The following is a 25335-nucleotide window of genomic DNA, read 5'->3' as shown; positions in this document are numbered from 1 at the left end:
ACGACAATCCGCCTTCCAAACCTCCAGAGCAAACCTTCTTCTCCCCATCAATACGCTCTCACGGGTGAAATAAGATGCTGATAAGGCGAATCAGAAACAGATTCGATCAAAACAGGCTTCATGGACCCGCTGAAACTGATTTTAATTTCTTCATCTTTTATTCCGCGCAGAGCTTCCGTCAGAAATTTCCCATCAAGAGAAATACTGAGTTCTTCCTCGCCTTCTAAACTGTTAATGTTCTGGATCTCATGGATGGTGCCTGATTCCATAGATCGGGAAGAGATCCCGAGCTTTTTCCCCTCCAGAAGAGTTAGATTCACATTATTATTTTTCCACTCCCCGGCAAACAATGCTGCCCGGTCAATTCCTTTTAAGAAATCACTGGCCTGCAATGTAATAACCGTTTTAAATTCGTTCGGAATCAAGGAAGCCGTGTTCGGATACTTTCCGGCAATAAGCCTCGAATAAAAAGAAAAAACATCGGTTGAAAACTCGATATAGCTTTCAGTAAGCTTTAAGGTGACTTCACCCGTGTAGCTCCCCATTAGCTTTAAAAACTCATTCAGAGCAGGCTGAGGCACGATAAATGAGCCGGTCAAACTGGCGCCAATATTGCGTTTATAGGTTGCCAGTCTCAGAGAGTCGGTAGCGGTGCTGCAGAAAAAATTTTGATCAAAGACAAAATGCACACCAGTCAGGACAGGCCGTGCTCCATTTTTACTGACAGCAAACATCGTTCGTTTGATCATATCAGCTAGGACGGTGCCTGGTAACTGATGGCTGGCTTCAGGCTGGGACATCGTGAGGCGAGGAAACTCCCCTGCATGAAATCCTTTTAGTGATACAACAATATCTTCTGATTGAATGGATACCGAATGATTTTCCCCAACCTTAACCAGCAGATCACCCGGCAGTTTTTTGATAAGGTCATTTAAATATTTTGCAGAAACAACTATACTTCCGGTTTTATGTACTGCCATCATACTCTCACCTTGCACATCGGAATGCAGCACACGCTCAATCACGATCTCAGCATTGCTTCCTGTAAGCGTAAGGCGGCCATGGTCAGCAGCCATCTTAATACCCGACAGGATTGGTAATGTCGTCCGTGCGGATACAGCTTTACTGACATCCGAAACCGCTTGGCTCAAATACTCTTTATTTATGGTAAATTCCATGTGATACTCCCTTTCGACATCCACTACCTTCTATCATTCGACAGAGAACATCTTTTTCCTTTGATGAAAGGGACTGTAAAGCACGAAAGCTTTACTGCCCCTGCAAGTTAGAAATCAACCCGTAACGGGTACTCTCTTATTTAGGAATACAGTAAAAAAAGGGGGGGGCTATGAAAAAGGCGATGATTATCTTGAATCCTTCTTCTGGAAAGGAACAAGCGAAGGATCTTCTTCCGGAGGCGGAACGAACACTTCAAAAATTTCATGAGGAAGTGACCGTTTGTGAAACAAGAAAAGAAGGCGACGCTGAGGAGTTTGCAAGAAAAGCATGTGAACTTCACTATGATACCGTAGTATCCATGGGAGGGGATGGTACAGTTAGTGAGGCAGTCAACGGACTCGCTGAACAAGAGCATCGTCCTGATTTTGGAATTATTCCGCTCGGTACGGTCAACGATTTCGCAAGAGCGCTGAACATTCCGCTTGACCCTTCTGAAGCTATAAAGATTCTTCCTTCCCAGCACTATAAAAAAGCAGATATCGGTAAGATCAATGACAGACACTTTATGAATGTTCTGGCGGTGGGAGCCATTGCCGAAGCCTCCTACAACGTGAGTACAGAGCAAAAAACACTGCTCGGGCCGTTTGCTTATTTTGTGGAGGGAATGAAGGCTATCATTAATAAAACACCATTTTCATTGACCATCTCGCATGATCAAGGCGAATGGGAGGGAAAAGCGTATTTATTAATTACCGCACTTACCAATTCCGTAGGAGGTTTTGAAAAGCTTGCGCCACATGCGAAGGTGAATGACGGGATCTTTCATATTTACGTGGTCAAAAACATTTCTTTTCCTGGTACGTTAAACATCATTCCAAAACTGATCAAGGGTGAGCTAAAAGAACACAATGATGTGGAATATATCAAGTCGGCTTCACTGAAGGTTTCCGCTTCAGAACAGCTTGTGGTCAATATTGATGGAGATGAAGGCGAGCCTCTTCCGTTTCAAGCAAATGTGCTGAAACAACATCTCTCACTGTTCGTCCCCCCTGAAGGAAACTAAAAAAAGAGCTGATGAACAGCTCTTTTTTTATGACCTGATTTCCTATTAATACATTACTGATTAGAGAGCGGGCTGTTCCTTCTCCAACAACTCATGGCATTTTTGCACAAAATGAACAAACAATTGATGCATTTCATCACTTACTTCTGTCATATCTTCCGGATGCCATTGAACTGCTAGCACCCAGCTTTTCTCTAGATCCGTGCCTTCTAAAGCTTCAATCACTCCGTCTGAAGCATAGGCCGCAGCTTTTAAGCCCGGTGCCACTTCATCTACTGCCCCATGATGGAAACTATTAACCGATATATCCTCAGTTCCAAGAATTTCGGATAAAAGCGTACCTTTTTCTACGCTGATGGAATGAGTAGCAGCCGAACGCGCACCGTCCTGATAATGTTTAATGACATCCCCTCTCTCTTCATTTAGATCCTGCACCAGCGTTCCACCCAAAGCTCCGTTCAATACCTGAATTCCCCGGCAGATCGCAAAGATAGGAATATTATTATTCTGTGCATAGTTGATGAGGTTGATTTCTGTTTCGTCTCGTTCCGGAATGACTTTTCCAAGATTAGGATGCGGTTCTGCTCCAATTTGCTGTGGATCCATGTCCTCTCCCCCGCTAAGCAATATGCCATCACACAGGGCTGCCCATTCTTTCACCGTTTCTTTGTCACCCATAGGAAGTATGACTGGAACACCACCCGCCTTCATAACGGAAGTAGCATAGCTATAGTGCAAATAGGCCGTTTCCTGACCTCCTATGTCCTTTGTTGAGCATGTAATCCCGATCACTGGCTTCTGATTCTCCAAAATAACATCTCCTGTCTGATTTTCTTTATAGGAGTCTTTACCCTATTTGGGACATTTTCAATTCGTTAAATTTCTCCAAATAAATAGCCCCTGCTATGCAGGAGCTATTATTCTTATTATATCTTGGCTTTGCAAAAGCATATTGTTGATTTTCAATCTTAATGGGCTTCGCAAACTGATGCTTAAAAGAGTCCCTCAAGTTTTTTCTCCAATAATAAGGGGTGATAGCAGGCGATGATAAGAGCCTGCTGATTTGTGAAACAAATGAAGCGCCAGAAAAGCAGACGGGAAAAAAGCTTGCTTTTACCCGTCTGTTTTTCCAAAGGCGGTTCAATCACACCCCACCAGAAATCAACAACATTGCCTAACAGAGCTAATATCTTAAGTTCAACAGAACATTCCTTACAGCTTCATCCTTCATGACGGTGTCTTTGTATTTTCTTGTGATTTCTGTTAGTGCCACATCATGATAAAAGAATTCCGCGAAGAATTTGACGAGAGGACGTGATTTCGTCCGAATGGCTTGCCAGGCCGTATCTTCCATCCCAGCAAAGAGCATCTCTTCTTCGTCCACGATCAGGATCCGGCTTCTTTCCAACGTTCCGTGCTGCGTATCTGGTATTAAGGTTGAGACGTCCGGAATTTCCGTGGAGAGTTCACCGATCACATGAATTTTTACTGAAAGCCCGTTTTTATATTTCTCTTCCAGTAATGGGAGATAGCCTGTTAAGTCATCCGCCCACCCAGAAATGATAATGGATTGTTCCGCTCCCTGCAGCAGACCTTGCAGGACAGATTGGATGGACTGATTGTCTTTCAGCGTCCACACCCGGTCGTCGGTTACTGTTTTTTTTATCTGTGCTTCTCTGAGCTGCTGTACATTGGTCTCAAAGTCGGCTTTGAGCTTTTTAATCGTTGCCTCGATCGGCAGTGCGGTATACAGCCGCTTTTTTTCCACAGTTGATTCCATGATCATTCCTTTTTCCGCCAGACGGTGAAGCACCTCATACACTTTGGAACGGGGAACTCCAGAACGTTTGACAATACCGGTAGCATCCAGCGGCTGATCCTCGGTGATTAAGGATTGATACACCTGGCTTTCATATTGAGTAAATCCGAATTGCTGCAGCATGTTTTTGACTCCTTGACTTTAATCACTATGTAAATCATAACACAGTCCTTTCCAATTTATGTACAAACAAACTTTTATCTTGTTTTTCTTTTTATAAATGTTACTATTACAGTGGTAACTTTTTCACAAAAGGATGAATAGCTATGAATAAACGTGTTTACTTATTGACCATCGTATCTTTTGTTGTAGGTATGGTTGAATTGATCATTGGCGGAATACTTGATCTCGTGGCGGAAGACTTACATGTCAGCATCGGCCATGCCGGTTTTCTGATCACAGCATTTTCGCTTGTTTTTGCGGTCGCCTCACCTCTTCTTCTTATGATGACATCTAAAGTAGAAAGAAAACGCCTTACCCTGCTGACACTGCTCGTGTTTTTTGCCGGAAACGGCATTGCGATCTTCAGCCCGACATACAGTGTGCTCTTGATTGCTCGAATCCTATCAGCGGCAAGCGGCTCTCTGCTGGTTGTTCTGTGCATCACAATCGCATCTAATATCGTATCTGAACAATATCGTGCTCGTGCCATCGGTGTCGTTTTCATGGGAATCAGTGCCTCGCTCGTGCTTGGAGTTCCGATCGGATTAATGCTTGGAAATGCATTCGGCTGGCGTGCTCCTTTTATTTTGATCGCCGGATTGACGCTGCTTTCCATGGCTGGGGTTTACTTTTTTATGGAGCAAATGGCTTCAAAACCTGCTGTTTCCCTTATGATACAGATAAAGACGCTGAAAAACCGAAAGCTTCTGTTCGGCCAGTTAACGTCCTTCCTCTTTTTGGCCGGCCACTTGACGCTTTATGGATATTTAACGCCCTTCTTAAAAACAGCCCTTGGCCTGAACGGAACGTGGGTAAGCATTGTCTATCTCGTCTTTGGCTGTGCGGCGGTAGCTGGCGGAGGTGTTGGAGGTTTTCTTGCTGACCGTTTGGGTACGAAACGCTCTATTATTGGATTTATCATCCTTTTCGGGTTTACGATGTTCGTTATTCCTTATACAACGTTTTCCCTTCCGCTTTTCTTGAGCGTGATGATTATCTGGAGCATGCTGAGCTGGGCCATTACACCCGCTATGCAAAGCTATCTTATCGAATCCTCCACTGCTGAAACGTCAGATATCCAGCAAAGCCTGAATAACACGGCGCTTCACTTTGGTATTGCATTCGGTTCTGCCATCGGCGGTTTTGTGATTGAGCAATCTACCGTAGAATCCAATGCAACCGTCGGCGGATGTTTCATTATTATCGCCCTGGCTACCGCTTTGATTTCAATGTCGGAACGCAAACGGAGCTTATCAGCCTTACGAAATCCATCCTAAAACAGAAAAAACACTTCCGTGAGGTAAAATCTTCGGAAGTGTTTTTTTCATCAACTATTTTTTAAAACGGTAAGGCACGGTCGCAATGACCACATCTCGTTTAAAGAGCAAATACGCTCGAATCAGTAAGCTTGACTGGTTATGAAGAATATTATGCCAGCTTTTCTTCGTAATGAACTGAGGTATCAATACGGTTACTTGATAGTTATTTTCATTGGCTTTATGCTGCACCGTGTCAATAAATTTCGTCAATGGCTGGATAATGCTTCGATAATGGGAATGCAGCGTAACGAGGCGAACATTCGGCTGCCATTTCTTCCATTTTTCTTCGAATATTCTTTCGTCCTCACGCTCAAATGCAACATATACCGCTATGACCTGATCTGTAAGAGAGGTAGCAAAGTTGATGGAGTTTTCAACAACTTGTGTAATTCCTGCTACAGGTACGATAATGACGTTGCCTTCAATCGTCTTCGGCTGCTGATCCGGTTTAATTCTTAATTGTTCTCCTACTAATTCATAATGTGTTTTGATCTTATGAAAAATGATGACGATGATCGGCAAGAAGATTAATACCGGCCAAACCTGTGGAAATTTAGTAAAGAAGAACATCAGGGTTACCGTTAAACTGATGAGAGCTCCGGTTGCATTGATAATAAGCTTTGATACCCATCCCTTTGGTTTTTCCCTGATCCATTTCACGATCATGCCTGACTGAGACAAGGTGAAAGGGATAAACACCCCGACGGCATAAAGCGGAATAAGATGCTCTGTCTGTCCTTTAAACAGGATGATCAGGATAATCGCGCTGACTCCCAATGTAATGATTCCATTTGAGTAACCAAGCCTGTCACCCCTAATGGTAAACATCCGCATGATAAATTTATCTTTTGCAAGGTTAACTGCGAGCAACGGGAAAGCGGAATATCCTGTGTTTGCCGCCAAAATTAGAATTAATGCTGTTGTTCCCTGAATAAAATAATACATATAGTTTCTTCCAAATGTATGGTCGGCAATTTGAGAAACCACTGTCTCCTTTACACTTGGAGTAATTCCATAATAATAAGCCAAATAAACAATTCCTGAAAATAGTAAAGCCAATAATCCGCCCATGGCCATCAACGTCTTTGACGCATTATTGGGGGCAGGATCCTTGAAATTCGGTATAGCATTGGAAATGGCTTCTACACCTGTTAACGCTGAGCTGCCTGAAGCAAAGGCCTTCAACAATAAAAACAGACTGATTCCGGCAACTGGTGTTCCAACAGACGTATGTAAGTCAGCAGGCACCTGGCCCGTTGAAATTTGATACAATCCAACACCTATCAAGATAAATAAAGCTAGGACAAACAGATAAACGGGATAAGCTAAAATCGAAGCAGATTCTGTTACCCCACGCAAATTTAAAGTTGTAAGGAACAAAACAAACACAATCGCAATCGGTACAGTATAAGAATGCAGCGCCGGGAAAGCAGACGTAATAGCATCTGTACCCGCTGACACACTAACTGCCACGGTTAAAATATAATCAACCAGCAGCGAGCCGCCTGCGATTAATCCAGGATTCACTCCCAAATTATCTCTTGAAACAACATAAGCCCCACCGCCATGTGGATAGGCAAAGATGATCTGCCGATAGGATAAAATAAGGGCAGTTAAAAGAATAAGTACACCAACCGCAATGGGAATGGAATACCAGAAAGCCGCAGCACCAACCGTAACTAAGACGATCAAGATCTGCTCCGGTCCATACGCAACAGATGATAACGCATCTGAGGAAAGAATGGCTAAAGCTTTTGTTTTGTTAAGCTTCTGCTCCCCCAGCTCATTTGATTTGAGCGGTCTTCCGATTAATAGTCTCTTTAAATAAGAAAACACTGTTTTTCCTCCGCCGATAAAAAATTTGTGTATAGATGCACATGAAAAAAGCCCCCAAGCCAATTTTAATAGACCTGCGGACGTTTGTTTACCAGTCTCACAAGCTTCATTTCCTTCTCATTAACGCTTACGAGGTTAGCTGTCGGATTCGGGCCATTGAGTAGCCCTACCTACTTAAGGATTCACCCCCAGGACTTTTTAAAAAAGACCATTATGGTTCCCCCGCACCAATTGGTTTAAGCGATTTAAGAATTTGAAACTTAGATAATAATACTCCTCTCTTAAAAAAATGTAAATACAAAGATTAAAAACTTTACTTAAAGGTAATTTTAAAGATATGGGTAATATTTAATATACAAAGAAATTTTGAACTTCCCGAAAAAAAGGAGGATTTAAAATGTCTAAAAAAGAAGGGCACTTATTCTCAGATGAGTTCCTGGAGCAACTAGCTAAAGAGATCAACGAGCAATACGGCGGACCGGAATTTAACAAAAGCGACGAAGAACCAGATATAGAAACAGAAGAAATGATATAAATCGTCATGAATGATGAAGAGCCGGGAGCGTTGAAATCCCCGGCTCTTTCAATCCTCCATCGTGGTTATTCATAACATCCTCGTTTGAAGTGCCCGTTTACGGTAAACCTTCATATAAAAATAGGTAAAAATAGGAATGCCCCTTACGTTCAGGACTATATTGATATAGTCACGTAAAAAAATGAATGGCAGGAGGCTTCTATGTACCTTTTTAAAAGAATGGATCGCCTTGTTGAAATGGCAGCATACTCTGTTCAGAACCGCTTTTCTAAAACTGCATTACTCGTAATGACTTCCATTGCTTCTGCAGTGACTGCACTCCTGCAATCTGCTGGAGGTACTCTGCCGATGATCGGACCCATCATCAGCCCCCTTTCCACTCTTCCTGTTGTTTTGATCACCATCATCTCTCCGCTTCTTGGGTTTTACTCCTTCGTTTTAACATGTCTGCTCCTTGTTATTGTGCAGCCTAGTGAATTATTGATTTTTATTTTTACAACCGGTTTGCTTGGATTGGGATTGGGCCATGGCTTTACTTTTTTTAAAAGACGTATTTTGATTGTAACCACTGGTTCCATTTGTCTTATTTCTGGAATTTGCATCATGCTGATCGGATTTCAATTTCCTTTATTCGGGCCCGCATTCCACAGTATCGGCAACTTTTATCTTTGGCTGTACCTATTGCTTTTCACGTGGGGATATAGTTTGGCCTGGCTGGAAATCACATGGTTTATTCTAAAAAAATATGTGAGGAGACGGCTATAATCTAAACTTTAAAGTTTTTTCCGTTCAACGTAATATCCTGGCCCGGATAATCATGAAAATACCTGAACACCTTCAACCATCCTGAGTCTTTCCCGACTACTCCTGAATTGGTAGCCGTTCCTTGCCCAAAATACATTTTATCGTCTCTTCCAAAAACCACTTTATTATTGTGATGATCTCCGTGGCTTGGCAAGCCAGTCAGGATATCCTCTTTTTCTCCATCTATCGTAACGGCCGTAATTTTTCCTCTATGCGAAACATAGATTTTGCTTCCATATTGATTGATGCCAGTAAGCGGAGGTTCAAATCCCTCTGCGATGACCTTATTTCCCTGTCTAGTTACTTCTATCACTCTGCCATAACCTGTTACCACACCTGCTTCCCCGACAATAAGCCTTCCACTTGCCGTAAATAATAAACTGATTGGATGCTGAAACCCTTTTACTGCCGCTTCGATTCGATAGCCTTCTTTCAGGGCAATATCACCCGGATTGGTCGTTCCTTCTCGGTCCATAGATTCTCTCTCTCTCGTTATACAGTATGGATATTCATCACGTACAGGTCTTATTCTTGAACGATCGTTACCTTTCATCTTGAGCTTCATCTATTACATATTTTTGGATCATTCTCATGACATCGGCAAAAGGGAGCTAACCTTTCAGGGTAAAAACGCTCTGTTGCTTTTCTATGAACCACCACCGTCAGTATATTTATTATCTCCCATCATATAATTAGTGCTTTCTCCTGGCTTAGCACCAGGGTTTATTGGAGGTCGAGAATTGTTGTTGTTTTTTTTGCGTCTCCAGTCTAAAAACAAAGCAAACGCTATTATTCCTAAAATTAAGACCAATAGCCAAGTCATTTTTATACCTCCTTTCAATTTTTTCCATGTTATCTTTTAATATATAATTACACAACCCTTTATATTCAATTAGCAACAAAGGTTACGAAAACAGCCATTAAAAAAGAAGGAAGGACCGAAATCCTTCCTTCTGTTTAGTTCACGTGAATGTGTTTCAAAAATTCCTCCAGCGTCCTTACCTTACCGATTTTCGGAAAAATAAAGCGGCAGGATGCGTCATGCTCTTCCTGGCTGAGCGCAACCATCGCGTCCGTTATGAAAACTTGGTTGTATCCAAACTGGAAGGCTTCTCTCGCCGTACTTTCAACACCGATGTTGGTGGCAATCCCGCAGAGCACAATGGTGTCAATTCCGCGCCGCCTGAGCTGAAGATCAAGATCCGTACCGAAAAAAGCTCCCCATTGGCGCTTCGTGACGACGTAATCATTGTCCGTAACACCAAGTTCAGGTGCAAACTCAGCCCAATCGGCAGGCCGTTCAGCAGAAGACGCAGGCTGGTCAGTGGCTGGTTTCAATGCATCTTTTCCATCATGAAACTCTACGTTCACGAATGATATAAATCCCTCTTTTTGACGGAACAGCTTCACCAATTCAGCAGCTTTCTCAACTACCTCTTGTCCGCCAGGGAATTTGACGATCCCTTTTTGAAGATCGATAATGACGAAGGCTGTTTTATGAAAATCGATGTTTAGTGAATTCATAACTTAGTCCTCCATTTTTAAAAGTGTGGAATAGTCTCTTTCCGGTACAAGACCTTCTTTGGCCGCGCGATTAAGCAAAGAAATGATCGCTTCATAGCCCTTTTCCCCTAAATCAGCGGTAAATTCATTCACATAGAGGTTGATGTGCTGCTGAGCTACATCGAGTGATAGTTCGCTCGCATGCTGCATGACATATTCTCTTGACGCTTCTGGAAATTCCCACGCATAGGCAACTGAGGAACGAATCCATTTCGTGATTGATTCAATATTCATCGACTTGCGGGCAATAATCGCACCGAGCGGTATCGGCAGCCCAGTGTCCTCTTCCCACCAGTTACCCATATCGGCCAACAGGTTCAAGCCATAATTTTGATAGGTAAAACGGGCTTCATGAATGACGAGGCCAGCATCAATCTTACCTTCTTTAACAGCCGGCATGATTTGGTCAAACGGCATTACGACTGTTTCTCCAATTCCGCCTGGTACATTTTGAGCTGCCCATAGACGGAACAGCAAATAAGCCGTAGAACGTTCGCTCGGCACGGCAACCCTTTTTCCTGACAGCATGTCCGGACTTACTTCGCCGTCTTGATTCAGAAGAACAAGCGGGCCGCAGCCTCGTCCAAGTGCTCCTCCGCAAGGAATCAAATCATAATGATCCAGCACCCAAGGAAGTGCAGCATACGAAATCTTTAGTATATCTGGCCCCTCCTGTCGGGCAGCCAATCCGTTTGTAATGTCAATATCGGCATAGGTCACATCAAATTCCGGGGTGCCTGGCACCATTCCATGGACCAATGCATGAAACACAAACGTATCATTCGGGCATGGTGAAAAGGCGATGCTCATTTTACTCATTTATAATACCTCCATTAAAACTTTACTTGCTGATTCAAGGGATATCAGCGCATCTTTTATCCGCCATCCCCCACGATCACGAGGACCTACCCTATTGGAGATCGCCCGGATTTCAAGCACCGGCAGATTATACTCCTGTGCCGCCAATGCCACACCGTATCCTTCCATCGCTTCAGCTGCGGCTTCCGGTTCCCGTTCCATTAATTCTTCAGTCGTTTCTGTGGTCCCTGTCACCTTTGAAAGAGTAAGAATGGGTGCTGTTTGTGCGATTAGACCAGCTTTTGACAGTGCAGATGATATAGCCAGTACGAAGCTTTCATCCACTCCAACTCTAGTTGAAGAACCAAATCCCAGCTCGTCCAGACTGAGGAAGCCATCGGGAGATTCAGCACCTAAATCGGCACAGACAATTTCATTTGCGATCACCAGTGAACCAATGTCAGCTCTATTGGCAAAACCACCGGCAATTCCTGCATTAATGACAAGATTATATGTATTGGCGTTTAATGCCTTCATCGTATTGATGGCTGATGCCACAGGTCCGACACCTGCCAGTACAACATCCACTCGGGGATCATGCCATCCGCGAAGAACGGCTTCTTTTTCCGCCTGTACGGATGTCATAATCAGTATCCGTCCTTTTAACTTATTCATGTTCAGTCCTCCTGTTCCCTCTTCAAAGGTAGCATTTATTCTGCTGTTTTTTCCACTTTCATGCTCTTGACAATAAGGGATTCCCGCATAAATTATACCGTATTGAAAACCCTATACGAGTAGAGAAAAAATGGAACGGAGGGTCTTCAGTATGGATCATGTGGAGGGCAGTGCTTCTACGAATAAATACATTCCAGTCAGCTCGGTCACTTCTGGTGAAGGAATAGAACTCGCACCCGATATTTACAGCTATACCAACCAGATCGTTAATCTTTGTTTTATCGGAAAGCCTGAAAACGGGCAAGATTGGGTACTGGTCGATGCCGGTATGCCTGATTCGGCCGAAAAGATCATCTATGAGGCTGAAGAGCGCTTCGGAAAAGGTTCACGGCCGAAAGTCATCATTCTCACGCATGCCCATTTCGATCATATCGGCGGCATCATTGGCCTTTTGAAAAAGTGGGATGTCCCTGTCTATGCCCACCGGCTTGAGCTGCCTTATGTCACTGGGAAGAAAGATTATCAAGAGCCAGATCCTTCTGTGGAAGGTGGTATGGTGGCAAAAATGTCCTTTCTTTTCCCGCACGAATCGATTGACCTGGATCAACGAGTAACCGCTCTCCCTGAAGATGGATCTGTTCCCGAAATGCCTGGTTGGCGCTGGATTCATACACCTGGCCATACTGACGGCCATATTTCCTTGTTTCGGGATTCTGACAAGGCATTGATCGCCGGGGATGCTTTCATCACCGTAAAACAAGAGGACCTATACAGCGTCATCATACAGGAACTGGAGATCAGCGGACCACCCCGCTATTTTACCCCTGACTGGATGACAGCCTGGCAATCAGTGAAAAAACTGGAGTCGTTGCACCCCGCAATGGCGGTTACAGGACATGGGCGCCCAGTTAAAGGAGAATGGCTCTCACAAAATCTCACAAGATTAGCACGAGATTTTGATAAGATTGCCATTCCCGATTATGGTAAATATGTGGGGGATCAGCTGCCAGAGCAATAAATGGGGCTGTCCAAGAAGTNNGTCCCGCAGGAGTCTCGCATCTTCCACTTCAATCAACTTTTCATTGAAGATTTTTCACGTCAAAGGAGCTGCCTGAAGGTCAATTTTCGACTTTCAGGACAGCCCCTTTTGTTTATTTAAAAAATGTATCCTTCCACTTTCCTTGATCAGAAAAAATAAACCGGGCAAGACAATAACCGTTCCAATCACACCAAAAGTCTGGCGTATGGAGAGATGAAGGAATGCTGAAGAAGCAAATAAGATCCCCAAAGGCATCGTGGCTCTCATGAACAGCAAGCGGACGGCACTTAACTGGGCCAATCGCTCTCGGGGAGCTTCCTTCTGGAAATTAGCAGCGCTTTGAGCGTTGAACAGCGGGAATACCATTCCACCAAACAACTCGCACATCCATGCCCCTGGAATCGACGTCACCACGAAAAGAAGAAGGAAGGAAATTCCTCCGCCTACGAGTCCAAAATACATCGTCCATGGCGATTTTGGAATTCGCTTTATTAGGACGGTCCCCAGCGCATAGCCGATCGGAAAAGCTCCTGAAAAAACAGCATACTCCCACCGTTCTCCATTGAGTTCACTCCGAATCAGAGGAACACTTAAGACCATGGCAGCTCCTACAGCAAATTGGACACTTGATGAAAGAAGGGTCAGCCTCAAGAGATATGGATACTGAAAAAAGTTCTGATACCCCTGCTTCATCTCTGACCACCAAAATCGTTTAGTCCACACCGCTGCTCTTTTCGTTTCAAGCGGCGGTATTCGTGAAAGGGCATAATAGCTAACGAGAAACAAGAAAGAAGAAAGTGCGTAAATAAGAGGCACAGGACTGATCAGCAGCAATAATGAAGTTACGCCAGGCGCAAGAAAACTCATCAGCCGTATCATTCCATCAAGCAATCCATTCGCTTCTGCCAGCTCCTCCTTTTTGCAGATTTCAGGCAAAAGAGAAAACGACAGACTGGCATAGATCGGCTGCAGCAAGCCTAAACAGCATTGCAGAATGGCAAGTCCAAAAATGGTCCCCGCATGCGAATGGAGCAGTGATCCGATCAGCGGCAGCAAGTATGCACCCATGCGGATGAGCTGAATGTTTCGGAGCACTTTTTCTTTTATCACGTGATTTAAAAAAGGAGCACTGATTCCCTGCAGCACTAGAGAAGGTAGAAAGTAAACCAGCCACAATGCTCCCATCCATTCTTTTGAGCCGGTCAGTTCATACAGAAGCAATCCGTTGACAATGCCCCCTGCTGCTCCTCCAAATTCAGATACCATCTCTCCGGTCCAAAGCGCTTTAAACGACCTCGAGTAGCTTTTCATTCTTCTTTTCCCAAGTACTGGATTAATCTTTCCGAAAAAGACTGGATCTGTTTCACATTTGCCGAATAGATCCCTTTTTCAACACTAACGAACTTCGCGGCTTTTAAAAGGGAAAGCTGATGGTGAAGTGTCGTTTTTGACATGTGAAACTGTCCGCTCAATTCCTGCAGTGATAATGGACCTTTTTGAAGCAGAAAAAGAAGTTTCAATCGAAACTCGTCTCCGAGCGCTTTATGCCCCCGGATCAGCTCTATGGACGGAACCCCTGGCTCGGTTAAATATTCTTCGTTTACCGGATAAAAGAAAAGCATGGTGTCAGGTGTCCGTAATTGCAGAACCCATGGCCGGTAAGAAACATGGGGAACAAGCTTTATGTACCACACTGATGGTTCAGGAATATACTTAACGCCGCCTGTAATTCGTTCAATCTCTTCCAATGGCTCTTCATATTTCACGGATTGTCTCGTTTCATGGGCAAGTGCCTGCATCCATTTTTCCCAAACTGGCTTTGCACTTATAAAGCCATGCCACTCTTCCATCGCGGATAACATCAGCGAACTTAACTCAACACGAGGCTGCTCTCCCAGCAATCGAACATAGCCTTCCAAGTATTCGTGCCCTTCAAAGTACGAAGTATATTCTGTAAAGCGGTTCTTATGGCCAAAGTTTAGGGCGGTCTCCTTTCGAGTTGCTTCGGCTTCTCGGTTTTTATAGGGCAGGAGCATTTCATAAAATTCTTCCTCTGTCATGTTCTGCAGTTGATTCGAAAATTCTTGAAGAGTGTTCGCGTTCCAACGGTTTTGCAGCAGGAGCATTCCGTACCACAAGTTCGTTTCTTGGATTTGTTTCAGATGCTCAATAAGCGTACTGTTCATTTCCCCTTTCCAATCTTTCCATTGCTCGTCCAAATCAAAGGAATGCCTTAATTGAGCGTAGGTATAACCGGCAATACCAAGTATGACTTCCCATACAGATGAAGATTCTAGTGCCACTTGGACTTTTTCTGCGGGCTGTGCGGATAAAAGGTGTTTCAAGACTTTACATCCCCCTTTTATAGTTTCTTACTATATATTCTAAATTTAACGAACTATTTATTCAATATATTTCGAATAAATATTCAAAAAAAACACAAAAGCAACTTTACGCTTTTGTGTTTCTGAGCCCATTTACTGTTTTACTTTCTCCTTTATTTGACCCATCTGCTTGTTATGAGCATGCGTATGAGCCGTAAAGCGGTCGTCCTCTACCTGTTCTGAAATTTTAAGACCCTGTGGGACAATGGAAGCCGATACCCGCTTCAGCCCGAGTTGATCTTTTTGGTAAACATAGGACGCTCGTGTAGATACTGCGGCACCTGGCTCTGTTACGAAAGGGACAACACGATAGTCAGCCTGCCATTGTTCAGGTGTCACCTTACAGCGGACATAGCCGCGGTAGTCATTAAAAAATTTGATATGCGAATTTTGTTCCAAAATATGATCGGTATCTTTTCGCTTATCCGCACCATTTCCACCGGAAGTGATGGAAGTTCCAACAAATTCAGCACCGAAGATTGGTGACTTCGGATTATCAAAATCCATCAGCAGGTTGGAAGCCCAGCTCGCGTGAACATCCCCTGTTAATACAATCAGATTGTTCATGTTTTTACTTTTTACAAAGTCTAAAACCCGCTGGCGCTGTGCCGGATAGCCATCCCAGGAATCCATGCTGTAAACAGGGGCAGTGCTTGTCCCAAAGTTCCATGGAGCAAAGAAGATCTGCTGAGCCAGTACATTCCAGTGTGCCTTGGAAGCACTCAGATTGTTAAATAGCCAGCTTTCCTGCTCCTTCCCCATAAGAGTACGGCGAGGATCCATTGATTCAGGGGACTGTGGTTTGTTTCCGTCTCCGTTGGCTTGATCCGACCGGTACTGGCGCGTGTCGAGTACATTGAACGAAGCGAGGTTTCCGTATGTGAAATTTCGGTATAAACGCATGTCCGGCCCGTTTGGCAGCGATGTTTTACGAAGCGGCATATGCTCATAATACGCTTGGTAAGCGGCAGCCCGGCGAATGATGAAAGCTTCTACAGACTGTCCTTTTTCAGGAATCTTATCCGCATAGTTGTTTTCAACTTCATGGTCATCCCAGGTGACAACCCATGGGAAAGCAGCATGAGCAGCCTTCAGGTTCGCATCAGAACGATACTGGGCATGACGGTTGCGGTAATCATCCAGCGACATGACCTCTGCACTGCTGTGCGTACGGACATTTCCGGTTGCCGCGATATACTCGTTCGGGCCATATTCGTAAATATAATCACCCAGATGGAACACAAGATCCAGATCCTCTTCAGCCATATGCTTATAGGCCGTATAGAATCCGTGTTCATACTGCTGGCAGGAGGCAAAGGCAAACTTTAATTCTTTCACGGCTGATCCAGCCGCCGGCAAGGTTTTCGTTCTGCCGATTGGACTCAGTTCATAACCGCTTTTAAAACGATAATAATAGACTTCGTTAGGTTTTAACCCGCTCACTTCAACATGCACGGAATGCGCGAGGTCAGGCCTTGCCAACTCTGTTCCGTGCTGAACGATGTTGCGAAAACGTTCATCTCTGGCAATCTCCCATTTTACCGGAACAGCTTGTGCAGGCATCCCGCCCCCATTCAGCGGATCTGGGGCAAGACGTGTCCACAGCACGACGCCATCGGAAAGTGGATCACCAGACGCAACACCAAGGGTAAAAGGGTAGCTATGAAACTTTGGAGCCGCGTTAACCTCAAAGCCCCCTATGGACTGAGCCAGCACCATACCTAGAGATAATCCCGCGATCTTACCGGTTCCTTTTAGAAAGCTTCGACGATCGAACCTCTTGTCCTCATTACTCTTATCGGTTAAATTCTTAATCCAATCCTCCATATGCCTCTCATCTGCCATGCTGATTCCCCTCTCATTGAAATAGTAGCGTACGAGGCTCAGTATATAACCTGTTTGTGAATCTACCGTAAAGATATGTAAAGGCCGGTTTAAGAGAATAAAAGGAGAAGGCCATTCTTCTCAGGACTTTTATCATCCCCTGTATCTTTTTTCAACATATTTCAATGCGTGAAGGGACAAATTCAGTCAACCCTCAACAAACGAAAAGGACTTTCGCCCAGGTGAATTTTAACATTTGCTTTAAAAAATCCTAACAATTGGAAGTTTAAAAAAGAGTGAGGGGAGCACTCTTTTTTGATTGGCGCGTATTTGTGTGAGATTGGATCGTATTTTGGGGAGATTGGATCGTAAAACGAGAAGATTCGCGCGTATTTCAGCCCAATCGGCGCGTATTCCTTCAAACTCACGAAGGCTTCCTCAGCTCCACAACATTATCCTCCTGCTTAGCCAGCTTTTTACGGTAAACAATCTTGGATAACGTGATGCTGAACTCATACAGAACCAAAAGTGGAATTGTGACAAGAAAATCGGACATGAAATCTGGCGGCGTAATAACAATCGCAATCAGTACTAAAACAAAATAAGCGATTCTCCGTGCTTTTGATAGAAGTTTTGGATTTACGAGGCCGATAGATGTCAGAAACATGATGACGAGAGGAATCTCGAACAAAAAGCCAAACGGCAGCGTGAGATTCATCATAAACCTGAAATATTTTTCTGATGTAAAGAAGGTCTGAAACTGTCCATCTGAAAGCGAGAGCAGGAAATCCAGCACCATCGGGTAAACAACAAAATAGCCAAAGGCAAGGCCGGTGATAAACAGCAGAAATAAAGCCGGTATGTAGGACAATGCCGTTTTGGCTTCGTGTTTAGAGAGTGCCGGTTTCACAAACATCCAGATCTGGTGAGCCGCCACCGGAATCGTCAGTGCGATGGAGATGATGCCCGATATCATAAAATACACCCACAGAATATCACTTGGCCCGAGAACCGCAAGCTTCTCGTCCAAATCCCTGATCAGCCAGTGATAGATGTCCTGAACATAAATAAAGGAAACGATGAAAAATAGAGCAAATGTAACCAAGGTAATGATCAGTCGTTTTCGAAGCTCGCTTAGATGATCCACTAGGAGCATTTCTACATCCTTCATAATTTTTCACCTCTGCTAAATAAGAGGAAGGAGATGACGAATGGTCACCCCCTTCTTCTATTATTTCTGTTCTGCTCTCTCTTCCTTTTCATCCGAACTCATCAAATCTTTGGCAGAGTTTTTAAATTCTCTGAGTGTGCTGCCAAATGCCCGTCCAATCTCAGGAAGTTTAGAAGGCCCGAAGATAATTAACGCGATCACTAACATGATAACCAAGCCGGGTATACCGATATTTTGTAACATTGGAATTCCTCCTTAAGGATGGCGTTATCGCTCACCTCCTACGATAAATAAGTATTGTTGAGGAACTGTGAAGAAAAATTTAACATTTTATAAACTTAAAAAAGGATGGCATTCACCATCCCTTACACGATATTAATTGCCCGTTCCGCCAGTACAACGAGCGCAACAAGTGAGATCACCGATTGTGTCATCATCAGGAGTTTCGCCCGCCGGGAAAATACAGCCGTATCCGCCGGACTGAAAGCAACACTTGTGTTAAAGGCTACAAATAAGTAATCTAGGAAATTAGGCTTCCACCCTTCCCACTCTGGCAGAGAGGACATCATCTGAGGAAAACCAAATTCAGGCTTCCCTGGATTTTTTGAATTTCTCCGGATTGGCCCCCCTCTGTCGATCTCCCAATACCAGATCGCAAAAATCAGCACGTTCGCTGCCCACAATAGACCAGCACTTTGAAATAATTCACTGGCACTCGGCATGCCAAAAAATAAAGAATACACCAAGTCCACCATGCTGCTCATCAAGGCAAAAGTAAGAACTAAAACCCGAAGAATCGCAAATTTCCTCGACCATAGATCATGTTCAGAACTAACTGCGTAAAGCATAGGAATATAAAGGATAAAAGCAATGACAAAGACCGGCCAGTTCGGGCCGATTGTCACCATATTGGATAAAAGTTTAAATAGTACTCCGATGATGACGATAGCAACATCAGACGGCCAGCGGTAATCTTTTTTCGTACTCTTTTTCAATTTCATAAAACCGCCAACTTAAAAAGGGTAGTCAATGCAAGAAGAAATGCTCGTCCTCATACACCGCTACCTTATGATATGTTATTGAAAATGGAATGGTGAGTTTATCTTTCCAGGCGAATTAAAGATTGGTTATTCAAACAGTTGAATTTTCGGGTCTCTGCTATTTATGGCGAGTACCGTCTGCAGCTGACCTCTATGGTGATAGACATGTCCGAGAATTTCCAGCATCCATTCGTATCTTGAATAGGACACTCCCCACCACGAGGTTGTAACAACAGACCAATCTTCATTCGAAAAACACACCGTCTTTTCTTTTAAAAAAGCAAAATGATGAAGAAGCATCTCCTTTATTTCCGCAATGGTCTGGGGGTGATGCTTTTCATAGAACTCCTCCATCTCCTGCTGAGTGGCCCCATTCAAGATCATAAAGTCCGCTTTATAGATCACGGCTAGATGGGCTAACAGTTCCCGTAACGTTCTTTTCTCCGCTCCCAGCGAAAGTTCCAGGTCGCTTTCTTCCATGATTTCTAAAATTTTTAAAATGTAATGGTTGGCTACCTCCAGCTGGTGAAAAATTGGTTTTATTATATTCATGAGGACTCCTTTCTCAGTAAACAAAAAAACCCTCATATAAGGGTTTCATAGTCAAAATTAAACGCCAGTGCGACGGTGCTGGTTGTTGGCCTTTTTCGTCTGCTGGCTTTTCATTTGTTTGGTTGATTTAACCGGGTTTGTAGAAAGCTTTCCGTTAGCCTGCTGCTGCTTTTTTTCAGCCAGCTTTTGCTTGATCGCTTCCTGATAGCTCAGCTTTTTAGGCTGCCCATTATTTTCAGATGACATATTTCGTACCTCCTTATGCCGTGTAGATCATACTTTAATGATATCTTCTTCCACATGTTTTGTCTGCATTTTTTTACAAATAGGGCAACTTAATTGGAGAACATGCCCCAATTTCGCTATGATAGATGGCAGAAACAAGGAAAGGAACGCTGCACATGGTGGATTTTGAATTGGATACAGTGGATTGCGAGAGGTTCGCTTTTTCTTGAAGAGCTCCGACACAAACACCTATAAATATATTTATACAATGGCTCTGTAAGAAAAAAAGGAATTGACATTATTTTGAATCCCTGCCATAATACAAAGTAATTTGATATGAGTACACTCTTATTAAGAGCAGGTGGAGGGAATTAGCCCTATGAAGCCCGGCAACCATTCATGCTGAATCACCAGTATGGAAACGGTGCTAAATCTAACAGCGAAAGCTGAGAGATGAGAGGTCAACGGATTTATTCGGAAGCCCTCTGTCTCTTTTGAGATTGAGGGCTTTTGGTTTAAATCCATGCTCTCAAGACAGTGTAGTACTATCAAAAAATGAAAATGGGGGTTGGGGAATCAATGAAATTAAAAAAATGGGGATTATTATTACTGGGAGTATTGATCGCAGCAGCATTATCGGCATGCGGATCATCTAGCACGAGCGGCGATGGGAAAAAGATAGAAAAATTAACTGTCGGTGCCTCTAATGTACCGCACGCTGTCATTCTAAAAGAAGCGGTTCCTTTGCTGAAGAAAAAAGGAATTGACCTGAAGATCGTCAAATTCCAAGATTACGTTCTGCCAAACAAAGCGCTGGCCAATAAAGAGATCGATGCTAACTACTTCCAGCACATTCCATACCTGGAGCAGCAATTGAAAGAAAATCCAAACTATAAATTCGAAAACGCCGGAGCCATTCACATTGAACCAATGGGCGTTTACTCTAAAAAATACAAATCACTAAAAGATTTGCCGGACGGTGCAAAAGTAATTCTGAGCAATTCAGTAGCTGAGCATGGCCGAATCCTTTCTATCTTTGAAAAAGCAGGATTGATCAAGCTTAAATCAGGCGTCGGGTACAAAGCACAGCTGAAGGACATTGTTGAAAATCCAAAGAAACTTAAATTTAAGGCTGACATCGAGCCAGCTCTTCTTACAAAGGCCTATCAGTACAATGAAGGAGATGCTATCGTCATCAACACGAACTATGCCATCGATGCAGGACTTAATCCAAAGAAAGATTCCATCGCACTAGAAGGGCCTGATTCTCCATTTGCCAACATCATCACTGTCCGCCAAGGAGATAAAGACAAGAAAGCCATTAAAACCCTGGTTGAAGTGCTTCATTCTAAAAAGATCCAAACGTTTATTGAAAAAGAATACAAAGGCGCCGTCCTTCCTGTTTCAAAATAAGTTGAAATAAGAGCCTGGAGAATTTTCTCCTGGCTCTTTTTTGGTATGGGGCATGTGGCGGGATGGTGTGTTTGGCATGTAACATGCTTGATCTGGCACGTAAAGCGAAAAAAGCAGACTGTAAACTCTGAAAAACGGCACGTAAACTCAGCAAAGTGGACAGTAAACCATACAAACCCGCATGTAAACTTAAAAATCAGTATTCAAACACGTTACCTGCACATTAAAAACACAGCATGCTCCTCAAAAAAAATTAAGCTTCCCCTCATCTTCGAGAAAGCTTCTTTTTCATCAAATAATTGTCCTTATTTTCTTGGATACTGCACTTCTTTTTTTAGCTTCTGACGGTTCCTCGCTGACTATAGGAGATGGAATGATTGGATTTGATCCTTTCTTTTACACCATCCGGAAGATATAGATATGGCTCTGCTTCCATATAATCCATCCATGCAACTTCCTCGATTTCATCAGGACAAAGGGTCCCAATCTTTCCACCGGTTATTTTACCGAGGAACGTAAAGAAAATCACATGATGCCTACTTTCTTCAAAAAAGGCCTCTGATATTCCAAATACGTTCTCTACTTCTACCTCCAGACCCGTCTCTTCTCTCACTTCACGGACAGCACCCTGTTCAAGGGTTTCCCCTTCCTCTACTGCTCCTCCGGGAAGCGTATAATAGGAACCTTTTTCCCCTCTGTTCTTCACCATTAAGATGTTATCCGCTCGTTCGTCCCACAATAAAACATAAACGACATCTACACGTTTCATTTGCTCATCTCCTCTAACTGCTTTGATAGCTTCTCATTACTTATGTAGGCCAACTGTTCAACCTCGTTGAGTATCCTTGCCCTTCCTTTTTCACTCAAAGTCCATTTTTCAGGGACAATTTCTCGATTATCTTGCAGAGGCAAAACATCTAATACTTTATCATCACTTGCGTACAAAGAAGATAGAAGGTAAAAACGGCGACAGAAGAAAGACTTTCCGGCCAACAGAACGTTTCGATAAGGAGTAGAATTTAAGAATTCAAAAGCAGAGTGAATGACACTCTCTACGCTTTTGGCTTCATTCCGGTTTGGTATGGCCATCAGTCGATCCTCACTAATTCCCGCTTTTGATAAAAGAGGAGCATAGTAATTATATTCATTTTGTTTCAAGAACGAGTTATAAACCCCAGGATCAGCTCTGTTCCTTTTTCTTCATAAAATGAGAGCAGCTGTTCATTTAATTCCGGAAAATGTCCGGGATGATATAAAATGACATCGGGCTGGTCGAATAAGTGAAGCTGCTTCATGAAAACAAGATCTTCCATACAGCGTAGTGCTGCGTTGTTCATCGTAAATTCCCCTTCATTTTGAATGTTTTCTTTATCCTTTCTTTAAGAGATGCAAAAACCCCTCTTTTCTAAAAGGCATAACCCCGAAATAATGTTATAATATGGAAAAATAAAGGTGGAGGGATTAAGTGAATGCTTTTGAAATCTCTCGGTGTAGCTGCAATCGGTGTACTCATTTTATTTGTGGGATGGATGATTAAATGTTCAGGTACCGCTTCATTCGTTGCTGGTTACCGGCAGACTTTTTTTCCTCGTAATGAAAAGAAATTGGCTAGTCGAATCGGTATCATTATAATGGTTTTCGGATGTATCACGATTCTCTTTCCCATTGTTCACCTATTCATAGACGGATTGAGAGGATCTTTTTATGCATTACTCGCCGGATGCCACTTGCTCGCTGTTTTCATTGTGATCGCCATCGACCAAGTAAAAAATTAAAAGAACTTCCAACACGGGAAGTTCTTTCTTACATGCCATTATGCTGCAGAAGATCAAATCGGTTGCCATATAGATCTTCAAAAACGACTTCAATTCCCCAAGGAACTTCCTTCGGTTCGCCTAGAAAGCTCACCCCTTTTTTCTTCATTTCTTCATAATCACGTAAACAATCCTCCGTTTGAATGACTAAGAAGACATGATTGGAGGCCTGGCTGCCGATTCTTTCAGCTTTATCCGGCGTATCACCCTTCACAAAAACGATGGCGGTCTCTGATTCCTTTGAGGGAGCTACTGTAACCCATCTGTGTCCATTGCCAAATGCTACATTAGTTAATAGTTCAAATCCCAGCTGATTCGTATAAAAAGCAACCGCCTCATCAAAATCTTTAACAAGGATGGTGATATGTCCAATTTTTTTCTTCATTGTTCACACCTCAGATTCATTTTCTCTATTTTAGTTTTATAAGTTTTATCATGCGTTATCGTATAATCGATTTTGTTAGGATTGCTTGCAGTTGTTTTACTCCTAGCAATTGCACATACCTTGTACTCAGTTATTTTATTAGGGATTTTAACCTTAGGAAGCGCATTATATGCTTTCCGAAACCAGAAAAAAGCCTGGCATGTTCCTTCCCCGCTTTGTATTTCCTTCATTCCTAGAGCCTGAATAACTTTATCATTCCCTGCAAAGGTGTTTTTCACGGTAAAAGGCTTCGTATTCTCTGATGATTGATTCATCTCCGACCCGCTGATCGTTAAGAGGTTCCTTGTCCGATCACAAATCCGTTGTCCCTCTAGTATGACGGAACAAACTGGAAATTGCATTAAAACACTTAAATTTTTTCCGCAAATATGGTATAATGAATTTAGAAAATAATCGTACGACTTGGAGGAGCCTGTCACCAAGGGATATTTATGCCCTTGGTAACAGGCTTTTTTTTTGTTTTCAATTAAAAAGAAAGGTGGTTGTTCACATGTTAATACTGCAAATCGCCATTATTTTAATTGCTTCCAAAATAGCGGGAAGCCTGAGTGTAAGATTAGGACAGCCTTCAGTTCTTGGAAAACTTATCATTGGGATTGTTCTTGGACCATCGGTATTGGGATTGGTGAACGAGACAGAGACGTTAAGTGAATTTAGCCAAATCGGTGTGATCTTCTTAATGTTTATTGCTGGGTTGGAAACGGATCTGAATGAGTTTAAAAGGGCAGGTAAAGCATCCACATTAGTAGGCTTTGGTGGTATCATTGTTCCCCTTGTTTTAGGATATTTAGCAGGAATGGCATTACACCTATCCGTATTGGAAGCTGTATTTTTAGGGCTTGTGCTTTCTGCAACAAGCGTAAGTATTTCTGTTCAGGCACTCAAGGAGATGAACCAATTAAAAACACCTGAAGGAACAACAATCTTGGGTGCAGCTGTGATTGATGATGTAGTCGTTATCATCGCTTTGGCATTCTTAATGAGTTTTTCTGGAGGAGATGTCAATTTAACAACGGTTATTCTTAAGAAACTTTTATTCTTCGCAGGAGCTATTCTTGTAGGATGGAAGGTCGTCCCTTACTTTTTAAACAAGTTTTCTTTATTAAAAGTCACAGAAACGGTGATTTCATCCGCGCTGATTATTTGTTTCGTTTTTGCCTATTTCGCAGAATATACAGGAGTTGCGGCGATCATTGGTGCGTACATCGCCGGAGTAGCGGTTAGCGTGACCAACTTCAAACAAGAGGTTTTTGAAAAAGTTGAAACGATCGGATATTCTATCTTTGTTCCTATTTTCTTTACCTCTATTGGGATTACAGCAGAGTTTTCAGGAATTAAGGAAAATATAGGTCTTATCGCAGCCCTTAGTTTAATCGCGGTCCTAACCAAATTAATCGGAGCTTCAATAGGAGCAAAAGCAGCTGGATTCAGCTGGAACAGTTCAATCGGAATTGGTTCCGCCATGGTCTCTCGTGGTGAAGTAGCGTTAATCATTTCCGCTATTGGTCTAGAATCAAAGCTATTGAACCAAGACATGTTTGCTGTCATTGTTGTCGTAGTTCTTGTGACTACTATTGTTACACCACCTATGATGAAAATCTTTTTCAAATCAAAAATTCAAAAGGGCGTCAATACTGTATAACAAGAAAAAGTGGACTGCAGCGCAGTCCACTTT

General features: G+C 43.1%; 30 protein-coding genes and 2 riboswitches. Of the genes, 8 read left to right on the top strand and 22 right to left on the bottom strand.

Features of this window, described 5'->3' with window-relative positions; translation table 11 throughout:
* Window positions 1-47 precede the first annotated feature (47 nt).
* Window positions 48-1178: a DNA polymerase III subunit beta gene (gene dnaN, locus P4361_RS06300; RefSeq protein WP_328088657.1), complete on the bottom strand. Its 1131-nt coding sequence runs from the start codon at window positions 1176-1178 to the stop codon at window positions 48-50.
* Window positions 1179-1348: 170 nt separating this feature from the next.
* Here dnaN and P4361_RS06295 point away from each other — a divergent pair, with 170 nt between their 5' ends.
* Window positions 1349-2242, top strand: a complete 894-nt coding sequence (locus P4361_RS06295) for a diacylglycerol kinase family protein (RefSeq protein WP_328088656.1) — start codon at window positions 1349-1351, stop codon at window positions 2240-2242.
* A 60-nt stretch (window positions 2243-2302) separates the two neighbouring features.
* Here the strand turns inward: P4361_RS06295 and P4361_RS06290 are convergent, their stop codons facing one another.
* On the bottom strand, window positions 2303-3052 hold the full coding sequence (locus tag P4361_RS06290; protein ID WP_328088655.1) for a gamma-glutamyl-gamma-aminobutyrate hydrolase family protein: 750 nt from the start codon (window positions 3050-3052) through the stop codon (window positions 2303-2305).
* A 373-nt stretch (window positions 3053-3425) separates the two neighbouring features.
* Window positions 3426-4184 carry a TrmB family transcriptional regulator gene (locus tag P4361_RS06285; RefSeq protein ID WP_091009115.1) on the bottom strand — a complete coding sequence of 253 codons (759 nt, stop codon included), beginning with the start codon at window positions 4182-4184 and terminating at the stop codon, window positions 3426-3428.
* A gap of 143 nt (window positions 4185-4327) precedes the next feature.
* Between P4361_RS06285 and P4361_RS06280 the strand changes: the two genes are divergently transcribed.
* A complete protein-coding gene (locus P4361_RS06280) occupies window positions 4328-5500 on the top strand; it encodes an MFS transporter (protein ID WP_328088654.1) in 1173 nt (390 codons plus the stop codon).
* A gap of 54 nt (window positions 5501-5554) precedes the next feature.
* Here the strand turns inward: P4361_RS06280 and P4361_RS06275 are convergent, their stop codons facing one another.
* The gene (locus P4361_RS06275) at window positions 5555-7378 is read right to left on the bottom strand and encodes an APC family permease (protein ID WP_053355066.1); all 1824 of its coding nucleotides are present in this window, start codon (window positions 7376-7378) and stop codon (window positions 5555-5557) included.
* Between the two features lie 109 nt (window positions 7379-7487).
* A riboswitch (cyclic di-AMP (ydaO/yuaA leader) is annotated at window positions 7488-7631 on the bottom strand.
* Between the two features lie 144 nt (window positions 7632-7775).
* Here P4361_RS06275 and P4361_RS06270 point away from each other — a divergent pair.
* Together P4361_RS06270 and P4361_RS06265 are read left to right on the top strand one after the other, a co-directional pair.
* A complete protein-coding gene (locus P4361_RS06270; protein ID WP_139223431.1) occupies window positions 7776-7913 on the top strand; it encodes a hypothetical protein in 138 nt (45 codons plus the stop codon).
* 201 nt (window positions 7914-8114) lie between these two features.
* Window positions 8115-8678, top strand: a complete 564-nt coding sequence (locus P4361_RS06265; protein ID WP_328088653.1) for a hypothetical protein — start codon at window positions 8115-8117, stop codon at window positions 8676-8678.
* 1 nt (window position 8679) lies between these two features.
* Here the strand turns inward: P4361_RS06265 and P4361_RS06260 are convergent, their stop codons facing one another.
* The 5 genes from P4361_RS06260 to P4361_RS06240 all read right to left on the bottom strand — a co-directional run bounded on the left by P4361_RS06260 (window position 8680) and on the right by P4361_RS06240 (window position 11753).
* Complete coding sequence (locus P4361_RS06260; RefSeq protein WP_328088652.1) at window positions 8680-9270, bottom strand: hypothetical protein; 591 nt, start codon at window positions 9268-9270, stop codon at window positions 8680-8682.
* 93 nt (window positions 9271-9363) lie between these two features.
* The gene (locus P4361_RS06255; RefSeq protein WP_139223430.1) at window positions 9364-9540 is read right to left on the bottom strand and encodes a hypothetical protein; all 177 of its coding nucleotides are present in this window, start codon (window positions 9538-9540) and stop codon (window positions 9364-9366) included.
* 134 nt (window positions 9541-9674) lie between these two features.
* Window positions 9675-10241 (bottom strand): hydrolase, encoded by a 567-nt coding sequence (locus P4361_RS06250; protein WP_328088651.1) that lies wholly within the window; start codon window positions 10239-10241, stop codon window positions 9675-9677.
* A 3-nt stretch (window positions 10242-10244) separates the two neighbouring features.
* Complete coding sequence (locus P4361_RS06245) at window positions 10245-11090, bottom strand: 1,4-dihydroxy-6-naphthoate synthase (protein ID WP_328088782.1); 846 nt, start codon at window positions 11088-11090, stop codon at window positions 10245-10247.
* Between the two features lie 9 nt (window positions 11091-11099).
* A complete protein-coding gene (locus P4361_RS06240) occupies window positions 11100-11753 on the bottom strand; it encodes a futalosine hydrolase (RefSeq protein ID WP_328088650.1) in 654 nt (217 codons plus the stop codon).
* 151 nt (window positions 11754-11904) lie between these two features.
* On the opposite strand from P4361_RS06240, the gene P4361_RS06235 reads away from it, so the two are divergent.
* Window positions 11905-12771: an MBL fold metallo-hydrolase gene (locus tag P4361_RS06235; RefSeq protein WP_328088649.1), complete on the top strand. Its 867-nt coding sequence runs from the start codon at window positions 11905-11907 to the stop codon at window positions 12769-12771.
* 114 nt (window positions 12772-12885) lie between these two features.
* On the opposite strand, the gene P4361_RS06230 is transcribed toward P4361_RS06235, so the two are convergent.
* The 8 genes from P4361_RS06230 to P4361_RS06195 all read right to left on the bottom strand — a co-directional run bounded on the left by P4361_RS06230 (window position 12886) and on the right by P4361_RS06195 (window position 20009).
* The gene (locus P4361_RS06230) at window positions 12886-14103 is read right to left on the bottom strand and encodes an MFS transporter (RefSeq protein WP_328088648.1); all 1218 of its coding nucleotides are present in this window, start codon (window positions 14101-14103) and stop codon (window positions 12886-12888) included.
* Window positions 14100-15137, bottom strand: coding sequence for an ArsR/SmtB family transcription factor (locus P4361_RS06225; protein WP_328088647.1), 1038 nt, complete (start codon window positions 15135-15137; stop codon window positions 14100-14102). Before P4361_RS06225 ends, P4361_RS06230 begins: the two co-directional genes overlap by 4 nt.
* 132 nt (window positions 15138-15269) lie before the next feature.
* The gene (locus tag P4361_RS06220) at window positions 15270-17003 is read right to left on the bottom strand and encodes an alkaline phosphatase D family protein (protein ID WP_425590233.1); all 1734 of its coding nucleotides are present in this window, start codon (window positions 17001-17003) and stop codon (window positions 15270-15272) included.
* 421 nt (window positions 17004-17424) lie between these two features.
* Window positions 17425-18171 carry a twin-arginine translocase subunit TatC gene (gene tatC / locus P4361_RS06215; RefSeq protein WP_062239586.1) on the bottom strand — a complete coding sequence of 249 codons (747 nt, stop codon included), beginning with the start codon at window positions 18169-18171 and terminating at the stop codon, window positions 17425-17427.
* 60 nt (window positions 18172-18231) lie between these two features.
* Window positions 18232-18414 (bottom strand): twin-arginine translocase TatA/TatE family subunit, encoded by a 183-nt coding sequence (locus P4361_RS06210; protein WP_062239581.1) that lies wholly within the window; start codon window positions 18412-18414, stop codon window positions 18232-18234.
* 122 nt (window positions 18415-18536) lie between these two features.
* A complete protein-coding gene (locus P4361_RS06205; RefSeq protein ID WP_328088645.1) occupies window positions 18537-19172 on the bottom strand; it encodes a DUF1345 domain-containing protein in 636 nt (211 codons plus the stop codon).
* 126 nt (window positions 19173-19298) lie between these two features.
* The gene (locus tag P4361_RS06200; RefSeq protein ID WP_328088644.1) at window positions 19299-19763 is read right to left on the bottom strand and encodes a DinB family protein; all 465 of its coding nucleotides are present in this window, start codon (window positions 19761-19763) and stop codon (window positions 19299-19301) included.
* A 57-nt stretch (window positions 19764-19820) separates the two neighbouring features.
* The gene (locus P4361_RS06195) at window positions 19821-20009 is read right to left on the bottom strand and encodes a hypothetical protein (RefSeq protein ID WP_062239573.1); all 189 of its coding nucleotides are present in this window, start codon (window positions 20007-20009) and stop codon (window positions 19821-19823) included.
* Window positions 20010-20333: 324 nt separating this feature from the next.
* Window positions 20334-20448, top strand: a riboswitch (SAM riboswitch).
* A 119-nt stretch (window positions 20449-20567) separates the two neighbouring features.
* Between P4361_RS06195 and P4361_RS06190 the strand changes: the two genes are divergently transcribed.
* Window positions 20568-21401, top strand: a complete 834-nt coding sequence (locus P4361_RS06190; RefSeq protein ID WP_062239571.1) for a MetQ/NlpA family ABC transporter substrate-binding protein — start codon at window positions 20568-20570, stop codon at window positions 21399-21401.
* A gap of 334 nt (window positions 21402-21735) precedes the next feature.
* On the opposite strand, the gene P4361_RS06185 is transcribed toward P4361_RS06190, so the two are convergent.
* From P4361_RS06185 to P4361_RS06175, 3 genes are read right to left on the bottom strand one after another with little or no spacing between them, the layout of a single operon-like run.
* Window positions 21736-22170, bottom strand: a complete 435-nt coding sequence (locus P4361_RS06185) for an NUDIX hydrolase (protein ID WP_053355082.1) — start codon at window positions 22168-22170, stop codon at window positions 21736-21738.
* Window positions 22167-22559 carry a hypothetical protein gene (locus tag P4361_RS06180; protein WP_328088643.1) on the bottom strand — a complete coding sequence of 131 codons (393 nt, stop codon included), beginning with the start codon at window positions 22557-22559 and terminating at the stop codon, window positions 22167-22169. The genes P4361_RS06185 and P4361_RS06180 overlap by 4 nt, the downstream gene beginning before the upstream one ends.
* The gene (locus P4361_RS06175; RefSeq protein ID WP_328088642.1) at window positions 22556-22738 is read right to left on the bottom strand and encodes a hypothetical protein; all 183 of its coding nucleotides are present in this window, start codon (window positions 22736-22738) and stop codon (window positions 22556-22558) included. Before P4361_RS06175 ends, P4361_RS06180 begins: the two co-directional genes overlap by 4 nt.
* A gap of 132 nt (window positions 22739-22870) precedes the next feature.
* Here P4361_RS06175 and P4361_RS06170 point away from each other — a divergent pair, with 132 nt between their 5' ends.
* On the top strand, window positions 22871-23176 hold the full coding sequence (locus tag P4361_RS06170) for a hypothetical protein (protein ID WP_328088641.1): 306 nt from the start codon (window positions 22871-22873) through the stop codon (window positions 23174-23176).
* Between the two features lie 28 nt (window positions 23177-23204).
* Here P4361_RS06170 and P4361_RS06165 read toward each other — a convergent pair whose 3' ends face one another.
* On the bottom strand, window positions 23205-23600 hold the full coding sequence (locus P4361_RS06165) for a VOC family protein (RefSeq protein WP_328088640.1): 396 nt from the start codon (window positions 23598-23600) through the stop codon (window positions 23205-23207).
* Window positions 23597-23914, bottom strand: coding sequence for a hypothetical protein (locus tag P4361_RS06160; RefSeq protein ID WP_328088639.1), 318 nt, complete (start codon window positions 23912-23914; stop codon window positions 23597-23599). The genes P4361_RS06165 and P4361_RS06160 overlap by 4 nt, the downstream gene beginning before the upstream one ends.
* A 236-nt stretch (window positions 23915-24150) precedes the next feature.
* On the opposite strand from P4361_RS06160, the gene P4361_RS06155 reads away from it, so the two are divergent.
* The gene (locus P4361_RS06155) at window positions 24151-25302 is read left to right on the top strand and encodes a cation:proton antiporter (RefSeq protein WP_328088638.1); all 1152 of its coding nucleotides are present in this window, start codon (window positions 24151-24153) and stop codon (window positions 25300-25302) included.
* The last annotated feature ends 33 nt before the right edge of the window (window positions 25303-25335 follow it).

The organism is Fictibacillus sp. B-59209 (assembly GCF_036216745.1).
In the GTDB taxonomy this organism is placed as follows: Bacteria; Bacillota; Bacilli; order Bacillales; family Fictibacillaceae; genus Fictibacillus_C; species Fictibacillus_C marinisediminis.
The sequence above is the reverse complement of the archived record's forward strand: the minus strand, read 5'-3'. Positions and strand labels throughout refer to the sequence as shown.

Bases quoted from the DNA above. Each gene is read 5' to 3' on its own strand.
- dnaN (WP_328088657.1), bottom strand. From the start codon at position 1,178: ATGGAATTTACCATAAATAAAGAGTATTTGAGCCAAGCGGTTTCGGAT.
- P4361_RS06295 (WP_328088656.1), top strand. From the start codon at position 1,349: ATGAAAAAGGCGATGATTATCTTGAATCCTTCTTCTGGAAAGGAACAA.
- P4361_RS06285 (WP_091009115.1), bottom strand. From the start codon at position 4,184: ATGCTGCAGCAATTCGGATTTACTCAATATGAAAGCCAGGTGTATCAA.
- P4361_RS06280 (WP_328088654.1), top strand. From the start codon at position 4,328: ATGAATAAACGTGTTTACTTATTGACCATCGTATCTTTTGTTGTAGGT.
- P4361_RS06270 (WP_139223431.1), top strand. From the start codon at position 7,776: ATGTCTAAAAAAGAAGGGCACTTATTCTCAGATGAGTTCCTGGAGCAA.
- P4361_RS06265 (WP_328088653.1), top strand. From the start codon at position 8,115: ATGTACCTTTTTAAAAGAATGGATCGCCTTGTTGAAATGGCAGCATAC.
- P4361_RS06260 (WP_328088652.1), bottom strand. From the start codon at position 9,270: ATGAAAGGTAACGATCGTTCAAGAATAAGACCTGTACGTGATGAATAT.
- P4361_RS06255 (WP_139223430.1), bottom strand. From the start codon at position 9,540: ATGACTTGGCTATTGGTCTTAATTTTAGGAATAATAGCGTTTGCTTTG.
- P4361_RS06250 (WP_328088651.1), bottom strand. From the start codon at position 10,241: ATGAATTCACTAAACATCGATTTTCATAAAACAGCCTTCGTCATTATC.
- P4361_RS06245 (WP_328088782.1), bottom strand. From the start codon at position 11,090: ATGAGCATCGCCTTTTCACCATGCCCGAATGATACGTTTGTGTTTCAT.
- P4361_RS06240 (WP_328088650.1), bottom strand. From the start codon at position 11,753: ATGAATAAGTTAAAAGGACGGATACTGATTATGACATCCGTACAGGCG.
- P4361_RS06235 (WP_328088649.1), top strand. From the start codon at position 11,905: ATGGATCATGTGGAGGGCAGTGCTTCTACGAATAAATACATTCCAGTC.
- P4361_RS06230 (WP_328088648.1), bottom strand. From the start codon at position 14,103: ATGAAAAGCTACTCGAGGTCGTTTAAAGCGCTTTGGACCGGAGAGATG.
- P4361_RS06220 (WP_425590233.1), bottom strand. From the start codon at position 17,003: ATGGAGGATTGGATTAAGAATTTAACCGATAAGAGTAATGAGGACAAG.
- tatC (WP_062239586.1), bottom strand. From the start codon at position 18,171: ATGAAGGATGTAGAAATGCTCCTAGTGGATCATCTAAGCGAGCTTCGA.
- P4361_RS06210 (WP_062239581.1), bottom strand. From the start codon at position 18,414: ATGTTACAAAATATCGGTATACCCGGCTTGGTTATCATGTTAGTGATC.
- P4361_RS06205 (WP_328088645.1), bottom strand. From the start codon at position 19,172: ATGAAATTGAAAAAGAGTACGAAAAAAGATTACCGCTGGCCGTCTGAT.
- P4361_RS06200 (WP_328088644.1), bottom strand. From the start codon at position 19,763: ATGAATATAATAAAACCAATTTTTCACCAGCTGGAGGTAGCCAACCAT.
- P4361_RS06195 (WP_062239573.1), bottom strand. From the start codon at position 20,009: ATGTCATCTGAAAATAATGGGCAGCCTAAAAAGCTGAGCTATCAGGAA.
- P4361_RS06190 (WP_062239571.1), top strand. From the start codon at position 20,568: ATGAAATTAAAAAAATGGGGATTATTATTACTGGGAGTATTGATCGCA.
- P4361_RS06185 (WP_053355082.1), bottom strand. From the start codon at position 22,170: ATGAAACGTGTAGATGTCGTTTATGTTTTATTGTGGGACGAACGAGCG.
- P4361_RS06175 (WP_328088642.1), bottom strand. From the start codon at position 22,738: ATGAACAACGCAGCACTACGCTGTATGGAAGATCTTGTTTTCATGAAG.
- P4361_RS06170 (WP_328088641.1), top strand. From the start codon at position 22,871: ATGCTTTTGAAATCTCTCGGTGTAGCTGCAATCGGTGTACTCATTTTA.
- P4361_RS06165 (WP_328088640.1), bottom strand. From the start codon at position 23,600: ATGAAGAAAAAAATTGGACATATCACCATCCTTGTTAAAGATTTTGAT.
- P4361_RS06160 (WP_328088639.1), bottom strand. From the start codon at position 23,914: ATGAATCAATCATCAGAGAATACGAAGCCTTTTACCGTGAAAAACACC.
- P4361_RS06155 (WP_328088638.1), top strand. From the start codon at position 24,151: ATGTTAATACTGCAAATCGCCATTATTTTAATTGCTTCCAAAATAGCG.